Raw genomic sequence first — 17,971 nt, 5'->3', positions numbered from 1 at the left:
CGGGGCCCGGGAGCCTACGGCCCTCAGCGGACGATGTCGACGGGCTCGGTGCTGACGGCCACGGCGGCGGGGGAGACCGTCTCGATCGCGGGCAGCGCATCGTGCGCCGGACGGCGGAAGACGACGAACTTGTACATGCAGAAGTTCCACACCAGTCCCACGAGGACGGCGACGGCCTTGGCGATGTTGATCGCGAGGAAGGCGTTCTCGCCGGAGCTGGGGAGGAAGAGCAGCGAGTTGCCGAAGCGGGTGTCGAAGAAGACCTCGAAGCCGTAGATGATCGCCGACTGCAGGACCAGCGAGCTGAACCCGGTGACGAGGAAGAACTTCGCGAACGTGGCGACCGAGACCCTGCCCGGGTGGCGGAAGACGAAGAAGTGGTTCAGCGCGTACGAGATCGTGATGCCGACCAGGACGGAGAAGACGTTGGCGACGAGGGTCGGCAGACCGAGCAGGAGCACGAGCGTGTTGAGGATGAGGAAGTCGATCGCCGTGTTGGTGCAGCCCGCGATGAGGAAGCGGACCTTCTGCGATTCGAGGAGTCTCTTCATCTGCGGTGCTCTTTCCCGTCCCCCTCTGGCGTCGATGCCCGACCGTCGGGCTCCGACGGGCGTCCATCGGGGCAGGCGAACAAGGGGTGAACCGCCGTGCACTGTCGTCCATCGTAACCGTGGACCCCTGCCGGGCGGTCGAACAGCCGGTGCCATGTTCCTGAGAGAGTGCGCGGACGGGGCGGCGGGCCGCGGGGCGCGCTCGGAGGCTCGCGAGCACCGCCTCGTTATACTCGCAGGGCTCTCACCGGTCAGCCGGTGCACCGGAAGAACGGATCCTCCCCGCCTCATGCGCTCCCTCGCCGTCGTCGTCCCCACCTACAACGAAGTCGCGAACATCGCGACGGCGCTGCCGCGGGTCGCGCTCGCGGCGTCCCGCAACCCCGACTTCCACGTGACCGTCGCCGTCATCGACGACAGCTCCCCCGACGGCACCGCGGACCGCGCGCGCGAGCTCGCGGCCGAGCTCGGGTCCGACACCTTCGAGGTCCTCGTGCTCTCGCGCGAGAAGAAGGAGGGGCTCGGCGCGGCGTACATCTGGGCCTTCCAGCACCTCCTCGCGGCCGAGCGCCGCTACGACTACCTGCTGCAGATGGACGCCGACCTCTCGCACGACCCGGACTACATCGACGCCTTCCTCCGCGAGGTGCGCGCGGGCGCCGACTTCGTGGTCGCCTCCCGCTACATCGCCGGCGGGGGCACTCCCGACTGGACGCTCGACCGCAAGCTGCTGAGCGGTGGCGGCAACCTCTACACGCGCCTCTTCCTCGGCTCGAAGATCACCGACTGGACCGGCGGCTTCAACCTCTTCAGCGCGGACCTCCTGCGCACCCTCCACCTCGAGACGATCCGCGCAGCCGGCTACGGCTTCCAGATCGTGCTCAAGTACCGGGCGCTGCGCCGGGCCCGCGGAGTGAAGGAGATCCCGATCGTCTTCCTCGACCGCACGGTCGGCAACTCCAAGATCCCGAGCGACACCCTCCTGAAGAACCTCCTGCTCGTCCTGGCCATCCGGTTCGGCGGGAAGCACCGGTGACGGCGGGTCCGACGGGATCCCCTCGGACCCGGAGGGCCCTCCTCGAGCTCGCCGCCCTCGCCGTCGTCGTCAGCGGGACCCTGCTCGTGCTCGGATTCATGGTCGGCAGGCCGTGGCGGCCGCTGCTCTTCCGCGACGGCGACTCGCTGGCGCTGCCGCTGATCCTGCAGTCCTTCGCCGAGGGCCGCCCCGCGGCGTGGGTGATGACGAGCCAGCTCTTCCTCTTCCCCGAGCTCCCCGTCTTCGGCGTCGCGTGGCTGCTGACCGGTGGCGATCCCGCGGCGGCGCTCGCGGTCAACGCCGTGCTCAACGTCGTCCTCCTCTACGGCGTGCTCCGGATGCTCGCGCGACGGCTCGTCGCGGACCGGCACCGCCGGCTGCGGCCCGCCGCCGCGCTCGCCGGCATCGCCGTGCTGCTGGTTCTCTGCCTGACGGAGGGCCGCGCGCTCAACAACGAGGGGGCCCTGGCGACCACCTTCCTCCTCACGACCTACTACTACGGCGCGGTGCTCACAGGCCTCGCCGGGCTCGCCGTCGCCCTGGGCGCGCTGCGCGAGCGCCGTCCGGCGGCGCGTCCGCTGCTCCTGGTCGGAGCGGCCGTCGCCGCGACGACCCTCTCCGATCCGCTCCTTCTCGTGCAGTTCGTCGGCCCCCTGCTGGTGGTCCTCGTCGTGCTGCTGGTGCTCGCTCTCGCTGCTCCCCGAGCGGTGCTGATCGTCGCGGGAACGGTCCTCGGGGCCGCCGCGCTCGGGGCCGCGCTGCGGATACCGCTCGGCTTCCTGATCGGGACCGACGCCGGCGGGTACCTCCGGCTGCCGCTCGCCGGGACGGCCCTGGACGACCTGATCGTGCAGTTCCTGGTGCTGAAGGCGCCGCTGATCGGCAAGCTCGAGGTGGCGCTGCTGGGTCTGCTGCTGCTGGCGGCCCTCGCCGTCGTCGTGGCCGGTGTCGCCCGACTGGCGCGGGGAGCCGCCCTCGACGAGGCGGCCCGTGCGCGCTTCGCGGTATGCGCGTTCCTGCCGGCGCAGACGGCGGTGCTCCTGGTGGTGCAGGTCTTCACCGGCAGCTCGGTCAGCCGCTACCTGATGCCGATCCCGGTGACCGCGACCGTGGTCGTGATCGCCCTGATCGGCCCCGCGGCGGCGCACCGGCGTGCTGCGGGCGCGCGGCTGGCACCGGTCGTCCGCGTCGTCGCTCCGCTGGCCGCCGCAGGCCTCGTCGTCGCCGCCGTGCCGGCCACAACGGCGGTCGCCTCCGCGGCGGCCGAGGCGCGATCGGACCCGGACGCCGACTGCCTGGAGCGCTGGATCGACGGCCGCGAGCTCGCGGGCGTCGGCTCGTTCTGGTCCACGCGGCCGCTGGACCTCTACGGGCCGGCCTCGCTGCACGTCCAGCAGGTCAACTTCGACTTCACGGTGCAGCTGTGGATGAACAACCTGAGCGACTACCGCGACCGGCAGTACAGCTTCGTCCTGGCCGACCGCTCGCCCGACTGGGCGGGGCTCGCGCGCGGGACGCTCGGCGCTCCCTCCGATATCGTCGCCTGCGGGGGGTTCGACATCTACGACTACGCGGGCACCGACGGCGAGACCGAGCTGAACCGGATCGTCCAGACCAGCGTGGAGGAGCAGCGCCGTGAGCGCGGCTACTGACGTGCGCGGCCCGCGGACGGCGAGTCGGCGGCGCCGGACGCTCGTCGAGCTCGGATGGGCCCTCGTCGCCGCCCTCGTCTCGGTCGTCGCCGCCGTGCTCGCGCTCGGGATCGGGCCGCAGGACCTGACGGCCCGCTGGACCGTGGGCGGCGACGACCAGATCCTGCACTACACGCTCTTCACCAGCGCCACGCAGGCGTTCCCGTTCGACGGCAACGCAGCGCTCGGCTTCCCCGACGGGTTCAACGCCTTCTTCAGCGCGCAGTTCGACGTCGCCTCCGCCCTCGCCGTGTCGGTCCTGGCCCTCGTGGTGCGCGACGGGACGACGCTCCTGAACGTCTTCTACCTGGGCACGTTCGCGACGGTCGCCGTCACCGGCTACGTGTTCTTCCGCGCCCTCCGCACGCGGCCCTGGGTCGCGGCGTTCTCCGCGGTCCTGCTGTCGCTGCTGCCGTACCACTTCCTCCGGATCGGATTCGGCCACGCGTTCCTCGCCAACTACTGGGCGATCCCGCTCCTGGGCGTGATGGTGCTGATGGTCGCCGGACCGCGCACCGATCCTCTCCGAGCCTGGGCCGAGCGGGGCGCGACGCGGAGGAGCCGCGTACTGCGCTCCGTCGTCCCGGGAGTCGTGCTCGGGCTCCTGGTGGCGAGCACGGGCGGCTACTACTACGTCTTCGCGGTCCTGGTCCTCGGAGCGACCTGGGCGGTGAGCACGGCCGCCGGGCTCCTCTCCCGCGAGCGGCTGCGCGTGCTCGCGGTCTCGTCGGTGCCGATCCTCGCGCTCGGCGTGTTCGTCGGGCTCTCGCTGCTGCTGCTCTCGCTCGACTTCGGGGAGCGCTACAGCCCGTACTTCACGTCGCGGACCGTGGGGGAGTCGGAGGCCTACGCCGGCAAGCTCGTGCTGCTGGGCCTGCCCTGGTCGGGGACCGGGCTGCCGCAGGGGTACGGCCTGCTCAACACCTACGCGGGCCAGTCCGGCGTGGCGCCGACGACGGAGCCGCCCGGGTTCTCGATCCTCGCCAGCGTCGCGCTCCTGATCACGCTCGTGGCGCTCCCGATCTCCGCGCTCGGCGGCGGACGGGCGCTCCGTGCGACCGCGGTCGGCCGGTTCTTCTCGGACGCCCGCGTGCGCGTCCTCGCCGTGGCGACACTGGCCGCGCTCCTCTTCTACACGGTGACGGGCCTGGGCGTCGTGGTCTCGCTGGTGGCGGGGCCGACGATCCGTGCGTGGGCGCGGATGTCGATCGTCATCGCGGTCCTCGTCCTCGGCGTGCTCGCGCTCCTGCTCGATCGGATCACGGCCCGTGGCGGTGTCCGGATCCTCGTGGCGGCGCTGCTCGCCGCCGTCGCCGTCATCGATCAGCTGGCCGGAGTATCGGCCGCGGTGCCGATCGCTCCGACCGACGACTCCGAGATGCGCTCGTTCGTGTCGGAGGCCGACGCGCAGCTGGACGACGGCTGCGGAGTAGTGGAGCTCCCCCTGAAGAGCTTCCCCGACAGCGGGCGGATCGGAGCGCTCTCCGACTACGACGAGGCGCTGCCCTACCTCGCGACCGAGGAGGGACGCCTCCGCTGGAGCTACGGGGCGGTGGAGGGCACCTACGGCTGGGACGTCTGGGGCGACGTCGACGACCCCGCGGAGTTCGCCGACGCCGTGGCGGGCAGCGGCGCCTGCGCCGTCTACGTGGACACCGCCGGCTACACCGACGACCCCGACGGCTGGCGGGCCTACGTCGAGGCGGCGACGGGGGACGTCGAGCCCGAGGTCGCCTCCGTCTCCGGGCGCTGGCTGCTGTTCACGACCCGGCGCTGATCAGCGGTCGTCGAAGGCCAGCTCGAGCAGGCGCCGGGCGGTGCGGTCCCACCCCGGGATGGGCTCCGGTGCGAGTCGCCGGGGACGGCGCAGCGCCTCTCCGATCGCGGCCGACCACCCGGTGCGGTCCGCCGGGTCGATGAAGACGGCGGTGGACTCCCGCCCGGCGAGCGCGTCGCGGAGGCCGGGGATGTCTGCCGCGAGCACCGGAGTGCCGCAGGCGACGGCCTCGAGGGCGGGCAGGCCAAAGCCCTCGTGCCAGGAGGGCATGGCGACGGCGTCGGCCCCCGTGAGCAGGGCCGGCAGATCCTCGTCGGCGACGTAGGAGGAGGCGAAGCGCACGTCGGCTCCTGCGGCCACCGCGCGGGCGACGGCGGAGTGGACGTCCTCGTTGTCCCAGCCGTCCCCGCCCACCAGGAGCAGGGTGTGGTTCTCCGGCCGCTCGGCCTGCCGGTACGCGTCCACCAGGGTGACGAGGTTCTTGCGGCGCTCGATCGATCCGACGAAGAGCAGGTAGGACCCGAGCCCGTGCTGCGCGCGGACCCGCGACACCTCCTCCTCCCCACGGGCATGGAAGAGGTCGGCGTCGATCGTGGTCGGCAGCACGCGGACGCGCGCCGGATCGACGCCCAGAGCGCTCTCGACCTCGGCCGCGGAGGACGGGGTGCCGGTCAGGACCAGGTCGCTGCGCCGGATCCACCGGGGCACGGACCGCGACAGCAGCTCTCGGCGCTCGCGCGGAACGAGCTCGGGCATCACAGCGAAGCAGACGTCGTGCACGAAGGTGAGCGAGCGGGAGCGGGCGAGCGGCCAGCTCCGGAAGTTCGGGAAGAAGTAGGCGCCGCGGCCGAGCAGGAGGTCGATCCCCGGCGCGGGCACTCGGGTCAGTGCGCTCCACACCGGCCGGGGCAGCGGCACCGGTCGGACGCGCAGCGTACGGAAGCCGAAGCGCTCGATCGAGCCCGCCTCGCTCGCCGGCACGACGAGGAGCACCTCGACCTCTGCGGCGGTCGCGTCGGTGTCCAGCGCGTGCAGCAGGCCGAGCAGGACGCGGCCGACCCCGGTCAGGCGCGGCGCCGCGAGGGCGGTCGCGTCGACCAGGAGGCGGCGGCGCCGCGCGGTCACGGCCTGCTGAGGCGGACGGTGGAGTCGATGTCGACGACGCCGTCGTGCACGGAGGCCCGCTCGACCGTGAAGGTCGCGGCGACCGGGATCCGCATGGTCTCGCCCTGCGAGAAGGTGGCCGAGGAGGCGTGCACGGCGTAGTTGCCGGCGCCGAGGTGCAGGTCGGGGAGGGTGAACGTGACCGTCATCTCTCCGTCGACCGCGCTCAGCGGCGTGCCGATGCGCTCGGTGTTCGTCCCGAAGACGCGCTGGCCGAGGGGGGTGTCGATGCCCATGCCGATGTTCCAGTCGTCGACCGGGCGGCTGGTGCGCACCGTGACGTCGAACTCGAGGGTCTCGCCGCTGCGGACGACCGTGCCGCCGTGCTCGATCGATCCGCCGCGCAGTCGGCAGCCCAGGATCTCGATGAGCTGGGGGGCGGGCTCGTCCGCGGCCTCGGCGGCCTCGGCCTCGCGCTCCTGGCGGGCGGCCCGACGGTCCTCGAAGCTCTCGCGGAGGACCTGGAGTCCCTCGGAGGTCTCGCCGTCGAAGACGACGGTGCCCTTCTCGAGGACGATGGTGCGGTCGCAGAGCTCGCCGACCTGCTCGAGCGAGTGGGTGACCAGCACGATGGTCTTCCCCGCGCGCTGGAAGGCGCGGATGCGGTCCATGCACTTGCGCTGGAACGGCTCGTCGCCGACGGCGAGCACCTCGTCGACCAGCAGCAGGTCGGGATCGGTGTGGATCGCGATAGCGAAGGCGAGCCGCACGTACATGCCCGACGAGTAGAACTTGACCTGGGTGTCGATGAACTCGGCGATCTCGGAGAAGTCGACGATCGAGTCGAACTTGCTGTCCAGCTCGCTGCGCGAGAGTCCGAGGATCGCGCCGTTGAGGTAGACGTTCTCGCGCCCGGTGAGGTCGGGGTGGAAGCCCGCTCCGAGCTCGAGGAGCGCGGCGAGGCGTCCGCGGCGCTCCACGGTGCCGGTCGTCGGCTGCACGATGCCGCCGATGAGCTTGAGGAGCGTGCTCTTGCCCGATCCGTTCGCGCCGATGAGGCCGACGGTCGAGCCCAGTGGGATCTCGAGGTCGACGTCGCGGAGTGCCCAGAACTCGTCGCGGTGCTTGCGCCCGCGGCCGAAGTTGACGATCCGCTCCTTGAACGACTTGTCCTTGCGGATGACGAAGCGCTTGGAGGCGTTGCGCACCCGGACGACGGTCGGGGTGCCGGAGGAGGCGGGCACGGACTCCTGCTTGCTGGTGAGGGTCACGATCAGATCTCCTGGGCGAAGTTGCCCTCGAGGCGGCGGAAGATCCGGTGGCCGATCCACACGAACACCAGCCCGACGACGAGGACGATGAGAAGGCGCAGCTCCATGTCCGGCGGCCACACCTGGGGGGCGATCTCCTTGCCGTCGATGATGCTGACGCGCGAGCCGTCTCCCCAGATCGCGCGCTGGAAGGCGAGGATCGCGTTAGAGATCGGGTTGATGAGGTAGAGCTGCTCGGCCCAGCCGTGGCCCGCTCCGGTCGAGGCGGCGACGACGAAGTTCCACGCGTAGACGATGGGGGAGAGCCAGAAGAAGATCTGCAGCCCGACCTCGACGAGGAACTGGACGTCGCGGAGGTAGACGTTGAGGGCCGAGAGGGCCAGGGCCAGCGCGAGGCCGTACACGAGCACGATCGCCAGCGCGGGCACGATGTAGAGGAGCTGGACGCCGAAGATCAGCGAGCCCGTGAGGACGGCTCCCGCGATCAGGACGACGAACTGCACACCGAAGTTGAAGAGGGCCGAGCCGATGGCCGCCACCGGGAAGATCTCCCGCGGCAGGTACACCTTCTTGATCAGTCCGCCGTTGCCGAGGATCGACGTGGTGCCCGCGGTCACGATCTCGCTGAACAGGCCCCAGAGGGTGAGCCCCGAGAAGACGAAGATCGCGAAGTTCGGGACGCCGCGAGAGGCCCCGAGGATCTGGCCGATCGCCACGTAGTAGATGAGGAGCATGATCAGCGGCCGGACGAGGCTCCAGACGAAGCCCAGGCTGCTGTCCTTGTAGCGCGACTTCAGCTCGCGCCCCACGAGCAGGCGGAGCAGCTCGCGGTGCCGCAGGATCTCGGCGAGGGAGGCGACGAAGCCGCCCGAGCCGCCGCCGACGGCCGACGTGGTGCCGGCGATCTGGAACGGCTCGTCGGCGATCGCGCGCGCGCGATCCACAGCTTTGCTGGGCATGGAACTCCAAGCTCTCGGCCTCCGCCGGGCGACGGACCGCATCATTATACGTGCGGCCCACCCTGGAGCCCCCTGGCTGGCGTGCCGGTGCGCGGCGCATGGCGGGTAGTCTTGCTCCCGCTCGCCGACTGAACGACACGAACGAGGTGTTCGCCATGCCCACGCAGCCTTCCGACGTCCCCCTGGACCCGGCGCCGCAGAGCGCTGGGGACCCCGCCCCCGTCCTCGGCGGCACGGGCGAGGACGCTCCTCCCGCTCCCGACCCGAGCCTCGAGTCGGCCGTCGGCGACGCCGCTCCCGCAGCCGTCCCGGCGGAGCCCGCGCGCACGTCCGGGGTTCCGGTGGAGCCCCGTCTCGCCGAGCCCGAGTCCCCGGACGAGGAGCTCGCCCGCCTGCGCGCGCAGGTCGACTCCCTCCTCAACGACCCCTTCGACGAGTGGGTCGAGCGGATCCAGGTGGGCGGAGTGACCGCCTCCGGCTTCGAGCGCACCCTCTCCTGGCGGGTGACGAAGCCGCTCCGCCTGGTGCGCACCTTCCAGATCCGCGTCGAGCAGCTCGGGCTGTCGGGCGCCGTCGGCCACAGCGCGCGCTTCGTGAAGCGGCGCCTGTCCGGTCGGGCGCGATGAGCGACCGGTCGCAGGTCTCGGCCGCCGGCGCGGCCGCCGCGCGCGCCCACCGCACGGAGGCGATGCTGCAGCGCCTGGAGCAGATCGGCGCGCTCCTCTTCGACGAGGAGCGCCGCGCCTCGCTGCGCACCCGCGGGCCCGGCCCGTACCTCGACGAGGTGGCCCGCGAGATCCGCTCGCGCCAGGACGACGAGCTGACCTGGGTCGCGCTGGTGTCGTTCACGGCCGCGTACCCGACGAGCGAGCTGTTCGACTGGTTCCGCCGCGCCCTCGAGCTCGCCCCCGAGGAGGCGGCGCTGCGCATCTTCCTCGAGGCCGGCTCCCGCACCGCGACCGGGTTCGCCGATCTGGACGCCCGCGTCGAGGTCGTCACCGGGGCCGTCCTGATCGACGTCGACTTCCCCGCCCGCCACGGGCACAACACCGGCGTCCAGCGGGTCGTGCGCCAGACCGTGTCCCGCTGGGACGCCGAGCACGAGATCGTCCCGATCGCCTGGGTTCACGGATCGATGTCCTTCCGGCGCCTGAGCGCGATCGAGCACGAGCGCGTCGTCGACTGGTCCTCCGCCGGGCGGCGCGACTGGGAGCACGGCGATCCGGAGCGCATCGAGTTCGTCGTGCCCTACCGCAGCGTCGTCGTCATCCCCTCGGTGCCCGACTACAACCAGTGCGGGCCGCTCGCGGCCCTCGCCGAGTACTCCGGCAACGAGGTCGTCGTCCTCGGCCACGACGCCATCCCCGTCGTCAGCGCCGACACGGTGCCGCCGGAGGAGACGGTGCGCTTCGTCAACTTCCTCTCCGTGGTCAAGCACGCCGAGCGCGTCGCCACGGTGAGCGCCGCGGCTGCGCTGGAGTTCGAGGGCTTCGTGCGAGCGCTCCCCGCTCAGGGCCTCACCGGCCCGACCGTCGTCCCGGTCCCGCTGCCCGTGGAGCTCCCGGACGGCCTGCGCTCCGAGGGCCGGAGCGCGTCCGGCCTGCCGCTCGTGCTCTGCGTCGGCAGCCAGGAGCCACGCAAGAACCATCTCGCGGTGCTGCACGCCGCCGAGGTCCTCTGGCGCGAGGGCCTGCGCTTCCGCGTCCGCTTCATCGGCGGGGCCAACCCCTGGGCGCACCAGGTCTTCGATCCCCGCGTGCGCGAGCTGGTCGCCGCCGGACGCCCGGTCGAGGTGCTCCGCGGAGCCGACGACGACGTCCTGATCGCGAGCTACCGGGAGGCGCTGTTCCTGGCGTTCCCGTCGCTGCACGAGGGGTACGGCCTGCCGGTCGCCGAGGCGCTGTCGATCGGGCTCCCCGTGCTGACCTCGCGCTACGGCAGTACGGCGCAGATCGCCGAGCACGGCGGATGCGTCCTGATCGACCCGGAGTCCGACGAGGAGATCACCGACGGCATGCGCCGCCTGCTGACGTCGCCGGAGCTCGTCGACGAGCTCCGCCTCGAGGCGGCAGAGCGGCCCGAGCGCACCTGGGACGACTACGCCCGGGAGCTGTGGGCCGCCCTGATCGGCCCCTCGGCCCTCATCGAGCACGAGGAGGCGCCCCGTGCGCTCTAAGCAGTACCTGGTCGACCGTCTCGCCACCCTGGTGCGCACCCTGGCCCCCACTGTGGAGCCGCTGGGCAGCGTCGACGCCCTCACCGGACAGCTGAGCGTTCTGCTGCCCGCCCCCACCGACCGCGAGGTCTGGCTGGTGCTCGCCGTCCTCCGCGGCACGCTCCCGCGCCGGGAGGACGTCGTCGACGGCCGCCGCCGGGCCCGGCTGGACGGCACCGCCGGTCTGCTCACCCACGCCGCGTCCACCATCGCCTCGAACCGGGTCTTCGCCCGCTTCCACCACCCCGAGGTCGAGGTGGTCGTCGGCGCGGTCGTCGTCGACGTTCACCACACCGCGCGCACGGGACTGGCCACGGGCATCCAGCGCGTGGTGCGCCAGAGCCTCGTCCGCTGGACGCGCGACCACGAGATCCTGCTCGCCGGCTGGGACTCGACCCACGAGTCGCTCGTCATGCTCACCCCGGAGCAGAGCCGGAACGCCGTCTCGGGCGACGTGCCCGACGCCGCGGAGGACCGCTCCCGCGTGATCGTCCCGTGGCAGGGCACCTACCTCCTGCCCGAGCTCGCCGTGGAGGACGAGCGGACGTCGCGCGTCTCCGCCCTCGCCGAGTTCAGCGGCAACCGCACGGGCACCATCGGCTTCGACTGCGTGCCGGTCACCACCGCCGAGACGGCGAGCACCGGCATCAGCGCCGCCTTCTCGCGCACGCTCGTCGCTGTGTCGCACATGGACCGCATCGCGACCATCTCCGAGGCGGCCGCTACCGAGTACTCCGGCTGGCGCCACATGCTCGGCAGCGTCGGGATGCAGGGGCCGGACATCCGGCCGATCCTGCTGCCCTCGCAGCCGGAGAGCGTCTCGGACGAGGAACTGGCCACCGCCGCGCGCTCGCTGGTGACCGGTGACCTCCCGCTCGTCGTCTGCGTCGGCAGCCACGAGCCGCGGAAGAACCACCTGGCGGTGCTCCAGGCCGCCGAGCTGCTCTGGCGCCGGGGCGTGCGCTTCAGCCTGGTCTTCATCGGCGGCAACGCCTGGAGCAGCGCCGAGTTCGAGTACCGACTCGAGGTCCTCGAGGGCCAGGGCCGTCCGGTCCGCTCGCTCTCCAAGATCACCGACGCGCTGCTCTGGAGCGCTTACCGCCTGGCCCGGTGCACCGTGTTCCCCTCGATCAACGAGGGCTACGGTCTCCCGATCGTGGAGTCGATCTCGGTCGGCACCCCGGTCGTGACCTCCGGATTCGGCAGCATGCACGAGGTCTCCGCCTCGGGCGGCGCACTGTTCGTCGATCCGCACGACGACCACGACATCGCCGCGGCCCTCGAGCGGCTGCTGACCGACGACGAGCTGCACGCGCGGCTCTCGGCGGAGGCGCTCGCGATCGACGGCGGCACCTGGGACGAGTACGCCGCCCGCGTCTGGTCGTACCTCGTCGAGGGCAAGGGCGTCGACGAGCGGGCCCGGGCCGAGCAGTCGGACGCGACCGCCTAGGCGTCCTCGATCCACCGCGTGCAGAAGGCCCCCGCTCCAGGAGCGGGGGCCTTCTGCACGCGGTGCGCGCGGCTCAGCGGGAGCGGCGCGCCAGCTCGAGGTCGTTCTCGACCATGCGGGCGACGATCTCCTCGAAGCCGACGGTCGGCGCCCAGCCGAGCACCTCGCGGGCCCGGGAGGCGTCCCCGCGCATCTCGGGGGCGTCCACGGGGCGCGCGAACCGCGGGTCGATCGTGACCCGCTGCTCCCAGTCGTCGATGCCGGCCGCGGTGAAGGCGGCACGGACGAAGTCGCGGACCGAGTGCGCGACTCCGGTCGCCACGACGTAGTCGCCCGCCTCCTCGGCACGCGAGGCGCGCACGAGGGCGTCCACGTAGTCGGGGGCCCAGCCCCAGTCGCGGCGCGCGTCGAGATTGCCGAGCGAGAGCTCCGACTCGGCGCCCGTCGCGATCGCCGCGACTCCGGCGGTGATCTTGCGGGTGACGAAGCCGAGCGGCCGACGCGGCGACTCGTGGTTGTAGAGGATGCCGGACGAGGCGTGGAGCCCTCGGCCGCGGTAGACCGCGACGAGGTGGTGCGCGAACGCCTTCGCGGCTCCGTAAGGGGAGACGGGGCGGATCGGGGTCCGCTCGGTCTGCGGGTTCTCGGTCGCGGCCCCGAAGATCTCGGAGGAGGAGGCCTGGACGAAGCGGACCTCCCGGCCCGCCGACTCCTGGAGCGCCAGCGAGGCCTCCAGGAGCGCGGCGACCGCGGTGCCGGTCACCTCGGCCGTGAGCACGGGCTCCTTCCACGAGAGCGCGACGGAGGAGAGGCCGGCGAGGTGGAAGACCGTGTCCGGCTGCGCCTCCGCGACGATACGGCCGAGGCCGGAGGCGTCGCGGAGATCGCCCTCGAAGGCGCGGACGGCGGCGGGAAGAGCGGCGTCGTCGGTCCCGCGCACGAGCGCGGAGACCTCCCAGCCGTCGGCGAGCAGGCGCTCGACGAGGTAGCCCCCGTCCTGACCGCTCGCTCCGGTGACGAGAGCGGCAGGCATGACTACTTGATCAGCGCGGACTGCTCGGCGAGGTCGTTCTCGACCATCATCGCCACGAGCTCGGGGAACGAGACCTTCGGCTCCCAGCCGAGGACGTCGCGCGCCTTCGCCGGGTCGCCGATCAGCAGGTCCACCTCGGCGGGACGCATGAACGCGGGGTTCTGGGTCACGTACGGGGTCCAGTCCTCGATGCCGACGTGGTTGAAGGCGATGTCGAGGTACTCGCGGATCTCGTGGGTCTCGCCGGTCGCGACCACGTAATCGTCGCCCTCGGGCTGCTGCAGCATGCGCCACATCGCGTCGACGTAGTCGCCGGCGAAGCCCCAGTCGCGCTTCGCGTCGAGGTTGCCGAGCTCCAGCGTCTCCTGGAGGCCAAGCTTGATGCGGGCGACCGCGAGGCTGATCTTGCGGGTGACGAACTCCGGGCCGCGGCGGGGCGACTCGTGGTTGAAGAGGATGCCGGAGGAGGCGTGCATGCCGTACGACTCGCGGTAGTTGATGGTCATGTAGTGGCCGAAGACCTTGGCCACTCCGTAGGGCGAGCGCGGCCAGAGCAGCGTCTCCTCGCTCTGCGGGACCTGCTGGACCTTGCCGAACATCTCGGAGGAGGAGGCCTGGTAGAACTTCACGCGCGACATGTCGGAGCCGGCGTAGAGGCGGGTCGCCTCGAGGATGTTGAGGACGCCCTTGCCGGTCACGTCGGTGGTGAGCGACGCGTTCTCCCACGAGTAGGCGACGAATGAGATCGCACCGAGGTTGTAGACCTCGTCGGGCTGGGCGGCGGCGAGCACGCGCACCAGGCTCGACACGTCGGTCAGGTCGCCGGTGAGCAGGGTCACCTCGGGCACGGTGCGGCGGACCAGCTCGTACTTGGGGTTGTTCTGCCCGCGGACGAGCCCGAAGACCTCGTAGCCCTTCGAGAGGAGGAGCTCGGCGAGGTAGAGGCCGTCCTGGCCGGTGATTCCGGTGATCAAAGCGCGGGGCACGTGGTGGTCCAATTCGTCGGGGTCGATGACAGCGGGACACATACTACCCACGGGCACGGCCGGGCGCCGGGAGCGGTGCGGCCCGCCGGTATCCTGGCCGGGCTTCGGACCGATTGGACGCCATGCCGGAACTCCGCCCCGTCACGCTCGCCGTGCTCACCGTCGACCCGGGCGGGATGGGCGGCGGCGAGACCTACGCGCGCGCGCTCACGCGCCTCCTGGCGCCGCGGCCGGGGGAGGAGGGACCCGCCGTGCAGGTGCTCGTCCCGGAGAACGCCCGCGGCTTCAGCGAGGGCGTGCCCGAGGTCGTGGCCGAGGGGGTCGTCAGCGGGGCGGGCCACCGCCGCCGGGCCGTGGGGATGCTCCAGGCGCTCCTGCGCACGCCGCGCCTGCGCCGGCGCCTCGGCCGGGACGCGGTGCTCTACTTCCCGTTCACGGTCCCGCTCCCGTGGCCGTCGCGGCGGCAGGGGCACGTGCAGATGCTGTTCGACCTGCAGCACCGCGACCTCCCGCACCTCTTCCCCCGCGTCGAGCGCGTCTTCCGCCGGCTCGCCTACGAGGCGACCGCTCGCCGCGCCGACGCGGTCATCACCATCAGCGCCTTCACCAAGGGGCGGATCGTCGAGCTGCTGGGCATCCCGGAGGAGCGGATCCACGTGTCGCATCTCGGCGTGGACACCCGGCGCTTCGTCGCGAATCTGGGCACACGCGAGGACTTCGTCTTCTACCCGGCGCGCGCCTGGCCGCACAAGAACCACGCCCGCCTGTTCGAGGCGGTGCGCCTCCTGCGGGAGCAGGGGCACGCCCTCCGGCTCGTGCTGACCGGAGGGGATCTGGACCGCCTCGGCCCGCTGCCGGACTTCGTCGAGTGGCGCGGCCACGTCACTCCGGAGGAGCTCGCCGACCTCTACCGCCGAGCCGCGGTGCTGGCGTTCCCGAGCCTCTACGAGGGCTTCGGCCTCCCTCCCATCGAGGCGATGGCGTCGGGATGCCCGGTCGCCGCGTCCGACGCGGGCTCGCTCCCGGAGATCTGCGGGGACGCCGCGGTCTACGTCGATCCGCTCGAGCCGCGCTCGATCGCGGACGGGATCCTCGAGGCGATCGAGCGGACCGGCGAGCTCGGCCCGCTCGGCGTCGAGCGTGCCCGGTCCTTCAGCTGGGAGCGCTGCCGGGAGGAGCACCTCGCCGTGCTCCGCCAGGTGGCGCGGCGGCGCGGGCGCTGAGGAGTCCGGTCAGTCCCGCGGGTGCAGGAGCCGACGCCAGCTCAGTCCCTGGGCCGCGCGCATCGCGCAGAGCACCACGAGCAGCCAGCCGGCGTCGAGCAGGATCGAGCTCTCGGCCAGCGCGGTGACCATCAGCACGGTCAGCACCAGCACCGGCCAGACGTGCACGACCGCCTTGCGCTCGGAGGCGATCAGCCAGGAGCGCCAGAGCGCGAGGCCGATCAGCACGACGAAGAGGACCACCCCGACCGCGCCGACCTGCAGGGCCACGTCGAAGAGCGCGTTGAGGCTCGACGAGTGCGGGCGGCCCGAGAGGTAGTCGATGGCGGTGAAGGGGTAGAGGTCGGGCCGCCAGTAGCCCACCCAGCCCCAGCCGACGATCGGAGCGAGGTCCGTGAAGCGCCAGACCTGCTGCCAGAGCCGCAGCCGGAACTCGAACTCGCTGCCCGCGTTCAGCAGCTCGATCACCCGGTAGCGCAGGAGCCACACGGTGAGGGAGGCCGCGGCGGCGACGCCGAGCACCGTGAGCTGCCGCCGACGGCGGTGGGTGCCGTCGCCGTGGCGCACCCAGCGCAGAGCGAGGGCGACGACGACGGCCACGGCGAGCACGCCCGCGCTCACGGCGGAGCGCGTGAAGAGGAGGGTGACCGCGGCGAGGGCGATCGAGGCGACGGCCGGCCCGCGGGCGACGGAGCGGGTCATCAGCTCCACCGAGAACGTCACGATCGCCAGCAGGCAGACCAGCCCGAGCTGGTTGCGCGTGCCGACGAGTCCCTGGATCGGCCCGCCGACCGCGAGCAGGCCCTCCACGCCGAGGAAGCGCAGCGGCTGGTCGATCAGCACCCCCGAGAGCACCTCCACGGCCAGCGAGGCGATCAGCACGACCCGCAGCACGTCGCCGACCGAGCGGATGATCTGGATGATGTCGCGCGTGAGGCCGATCGCGATCGCCAGGAACGCCAGGGCGAACTGGTAGACGACGCTCGAGACCGTGGCCCAGGTGTAGTCGCTCCACAGCACGCTGAGCGCGATCCAGCCGAGGAACACCAGGATGCTCGTGGGCAGCAGGCCCTCCCAGTCGAGCCGCCCGCGCCGCAGGACGAGCATGACCGCGGCGAGGGCGGTGAGCGTGGCGACGGCGGCGATGTAGCCGGGCCAGCCGAGGAGTCCGCGGACCGCCGGAGCGCAGAGGACGGTGACGAGAGTGGTCTGCGCGAGGGCCGCCGCGAACTGCGGGGACGCCGTCGCGTCGGCGACGGAGGCGGGGAGCGAGGGGCGGCGGGGCCTCATCGCCTCGGGGAGGCGTCGGCGAGGGGGAGCGGGGTCGCGGCGAGGACCTCGGGCGTCTCGCTCGCCGGCCGCTTGGTCTGCACCGCGAAGAGGACGAGGAGCAGCCAGCCTCCCTCGATCAGGATCCGGCTCTCGAACAGCGACTGCGCCAGGAGGGCGACCACGATCAGCAGCGGAGCGAGGCTGACGGCCGTGTAGGGGAGGGTCGAGGTCGCGTCGCGCCGCGGGCGGTCGACCGCGCGGAACCAGGAGCGCCACAGCGTCGAGACGGCGAGCGCCGCGAAGAGGACGAGGCCGACCGCTCCCAGCTGGAGGGCGACGTCGAGCCAGGCGTCGTGGGCCTGCAGGTAGAGCACGCCCTTGCGCTCGGCGAGGGTGTCGAACGGGGCGGCCCAGGGAGCCCAGTAGCTGACCCAGCCCCAGCCGAGGACCGGGCGCTGCAGCGTGAGCGCGATCACCGAGTCCCAGATGTCGAGGCGGCCCGTGGCGTCCTCGCTCTTGCCGAGCAGGCCGAGGAGGGCGCCCCAGCCCGCGGCGCCTCCGGCGACGGCCGCCACCGCCAGCCCCGCGGCGGTCAGGTAGACGGGACGCCGGCGGGACTCGCCCCTCCGGCGAGCCCAGAGCGCGAACGCGGCCGCGAGGACGACGGCGACGAGGCAGAGCAGGACGGTCGCCGAGCGGGTGAGCAGGAGGGTCGCGACGAACAGGGCGACCCAGACCGCTCCCCACCGGCGCCGGATCGAGTGGGCCGCCAGCTCGATCGCGATCACGATCAGGCCGAGCAGGGCGAGGAAGCCGAGGAGGTTGCGGTTGCCGACGATCCCCTGGACGGGCTCGCCGGTGAAGAGGGCGGCCTGCGACCAGTAGAAGGCGTCGGGCGTCGGTCCGTCGGCGGGAGGCTCGACGCCGAACGGCAGGACGGGCTGCCGCACGACGACCGCGACCACGAGCTCGAAGAGGAGCGACAGGCCGACGGAGAGGCGCAGGGCCCGTCCGAGAGCCGTGAGCAGCTCCCGGCTGCTCAGCGTGACGGCGAGGACGACGCCGCCGAGCGTCGTCGCGAGCTGCGCCGTGACTCCGATCGCGCTCGCTCCCGGATAGGCGGACCACAGCAGCGAGAGCACCGCGAGCCCGAGGAAGAGGACCAGCGACTTCGGCGTGCGGGCCCAGCGCAGGCGGGGGCGGGCGCGGACGAGCACGGCGATCGAGGCGCCCAGGAGCACCGCGACGACGACGCCCCAGCCCCACCATCCGGCGAGGTTCCGCAGCGACTGGCCGGCCAGCAGCACGGCCAGCACCGCCACCGCGAGCGCTCGGGGAGCGGCGGGGGCGGCGCGTCGGATCATGGCGACCAGTCTAGGGAGCGGGGGCGGCGCGGCGGCGTG

Annotated in this window: 15 protein-coding genes; 7 read left to right on the top strand and 8 right to left on the bottom strand. The window is 72.4% G+C overall.

The features are described 5' to 3' along the window. Positions 1–23: 23 nt before the first annotated feature. On the bottom strand, positions 24–551 hold the full coding sequence (locus C5C99_RS04175; RefSeq protein ID WP_104223158.1) for a GtrA family protein: 528 nt from the start codon (positions 549–551) through the stop codon (positions 24–26). Positions 552–840: 289 nt separating this feature from the next. On the opposite strand from C5C99_RS04175, the gene C5C99_RS04170 reads away from it, so the two are divergent. Genes C5C99_RS04170 through C5C99_RS04160 form a run of 3 tightly spaced genes read left to right on the top strand, consistent with a single transcriptional unit; the run spans position 841 to position 5,055 of the window. Then, complete coding sequence (locus C5C99_RS04170) at positions 841–1,587, top strand: polyprenol monophosphomannose synthase (RefSeq protein WP_104223157.1); 747 nt, start codon at positions 841–843, stop codon at positions 1,585–1,587. Beyond that, positions 1,584–3,239: a hypothetical protein gene (locus C5C99_RS04165; RefSeq protein ID WP_104339635.1), complete on the top strand. Its 1,656-nt coding sequence runs from the start codon at positions 1,584–1,586 to the stop codon at positions 3,237–3,239. The genes C5C99_RS04170 and C5C99_RS04165 overlap by 4 nt, the downstream gene beginning before the upstream one ends. Beyond that, entirely contained in the window at positions 3,223–5,055 is a 1,833-nt protein-coding gene (locus tag C5C99_RS04160) for a hypothetical protein (protein ID WP_146082230.1), read from the top strand. Before C5C99_RS04165 ends, C5C99_RS04160 begins: the two co-directional genes overlap by 17 nt. Here the strand turns inward: C5C99_RS04160 and C5C99_RS04155 are convergent, their stop codons facing one another. The 3 genes from C5C99_RS04155 to C5C99_RS04145 are packed head-to-tail and all read right to left on the bottom strand — an operon-like array spanning position 5,056 to position 8,389. Beyond that, positions 5,056–6,180, bottom strand: a complete 1,125-nt coding sequence (locus tag C5C99_RS04155; RefSeq protein ID WP_104324137.1) for a glycosyltransferase family 1 protein — start codon at positions 6,178–6,180, stop codon at positions 5,056–5,058. It lies immediately after the preceding gene. Then, positions 6,177–7,430 (bottom strand): ABC transporter ATP-binding protein, encoded by a 1,254-nt coding sequence (locus C5C99_RS04150; protein WP_244229465.1) that lies wholly within the window; start codon positions 7,428–7,430, stop codon positions 6,177–6,179. Before C5C99_RS04150 ends, C5C99_RS04155 begins: the two co-directional genes overlap by 4 nt. A gap of 2 nt (positions 7,431–7,432) precedes the next feature. After that, entirely contained in the window at positions 7,433–8,389 is a 957-nt protein-coding gene (locus tag C5C99_RS04145) for an ABC transporter permease (protein WP_104262429.1), read from the bottom strand. 155 nt (positions 8,390–8,544) lie between these two features. Between C5C99_RS04145 and C5C99_RS04140 the strand changes: the two genes are divergently transcribed. The 3 genes from C5C99_RS04140 to C5C99_RS04130 are packed head-to-tail and all read left to right on the top strand — an operon-like array spanning position 8,545 to position 12,054. Continuing rightward, complete coding sequence (locus tag C5C99_RS04140) at positions 8,545–9,015, top strand: hypothetical protein (protein ID WP_104283350.1); 471 nt, start codon at positions 8,545–8,547, stop codon at positions 9,013–9,015. After that, positions 9,012–10,565 (top strand): glycosyltransferase, encoded by a 1,554-nt coding sequence (locus tag C5C99_RS04135; RefSeq protein WP_104339634.1) that lies wholly within the window; start codon positions 9,012–9,014, stop codon positions 10,563–10,565. Before C5C99_RS04140 ends, C5C99_RS04135 begins: the two co-directional genes overlap by 4 nt. Then, positions 10,555–12,054 carry a glycosyltransferase family 1 protein gene (locus C5C99_RS04130; RefSeq protein WP_104339633.1) on the top strand — a complete coding sequence of 500 codons (1,500 nt, stop codon included), beginning with the start codon at positions 10,555–10,557 and terminating at the stop codon, positions 12,052–12,054. The genes C5C99_RS04135 and C5C99_RS04130 overlap by 11 nt, the downstream gene beginning before the upstream one ends. A gap of 73 nt (positions 12,055–12,127) precedes the next feature. On the opposite strand, the gene C5C99_RS04125 is transcribed toward C5C99_RS04130, so the two are convergent. Beyond that, complete coding sequence (locus C5C99_RS04125) at positions 12,128–13,087, bottom strand: GDP-mannose 4,6-dehydratase (RefSeq protein ID WP_104223149.1); 960 nt, start codon at positions 13,085–13,087, stop codon at positions 12,128–12,130. A gap of 2 nt (positions 13,088–13,089) precedes the next feature. Further along, a complete protein-coding gene (locus C5C99_RS04120; protein ID WP_104275317.1) occupies positions 13,090–14,073 on the bottom strand; it encodes a GDP-mannose 4,6-dehydratase in 984 nt (327 codons plus the stop codon). 122 nt (positions 14,074–14,195) lie between these two features. Between C5C99_RS04120 and C5C99_RS04115 the strand changes: the two genes are divergently transcribed. Then, complete coding sequence (locus C5C99_RS04115; protein WP_104223147.1) at positions 14,196–15,296, top strand: glycosyltransferase family 1 protein; 1,101 nt, start codon at positions 14,196–14,198, stop codon at positions 15,294–15,296. Positions 15,297–15,305: 9 nt separating this feature from the next. On the opposite strand, the gene C5C99_RS04110 is transcribed toward C5C99_RS04115, so the two are convergent. Next, positions 15,306–16,586: an O-antigen ligase gene (locus tag C5C99_RS04110; protein ID WP_104249499.1), complete on the bottom strand. Its 1,281-nt coding sequence runs from the start codon at positions 16,584–16,586 to the stop codon at positions 15,306–15,308. Further along, positions 16,583–17,932 (bottom strand): O-antigen ligase, encoded by a 1,350-nt coding sequence (locus C5C99_RS04105; protein ID WP_104339632.1) that lies wholly within the window; start codon positions 17,930–17,932, stop codon positions 16,583–16,585. The genes C5C99_RS04110 and C5C99_RS04105 overlap by 4 nt, the downstream gene beginning before the upstream one ends. Positions 17,933–17,971: the final 39 nt, after the last annotated feature.

This window comes from Rathayibacter sp. AY1C4, assembly GCF_002932195.1.
Classification (GTDB): Bacteria; Actinomycetota; Actinomycetes; order Actinomycetales; family Microbacteriaceae; genus Rathayibacter.
Note: the sequence above shows the minus strand (reverse complement) of the source record. Positions and strands in the feature narration are given on the sequence as shown.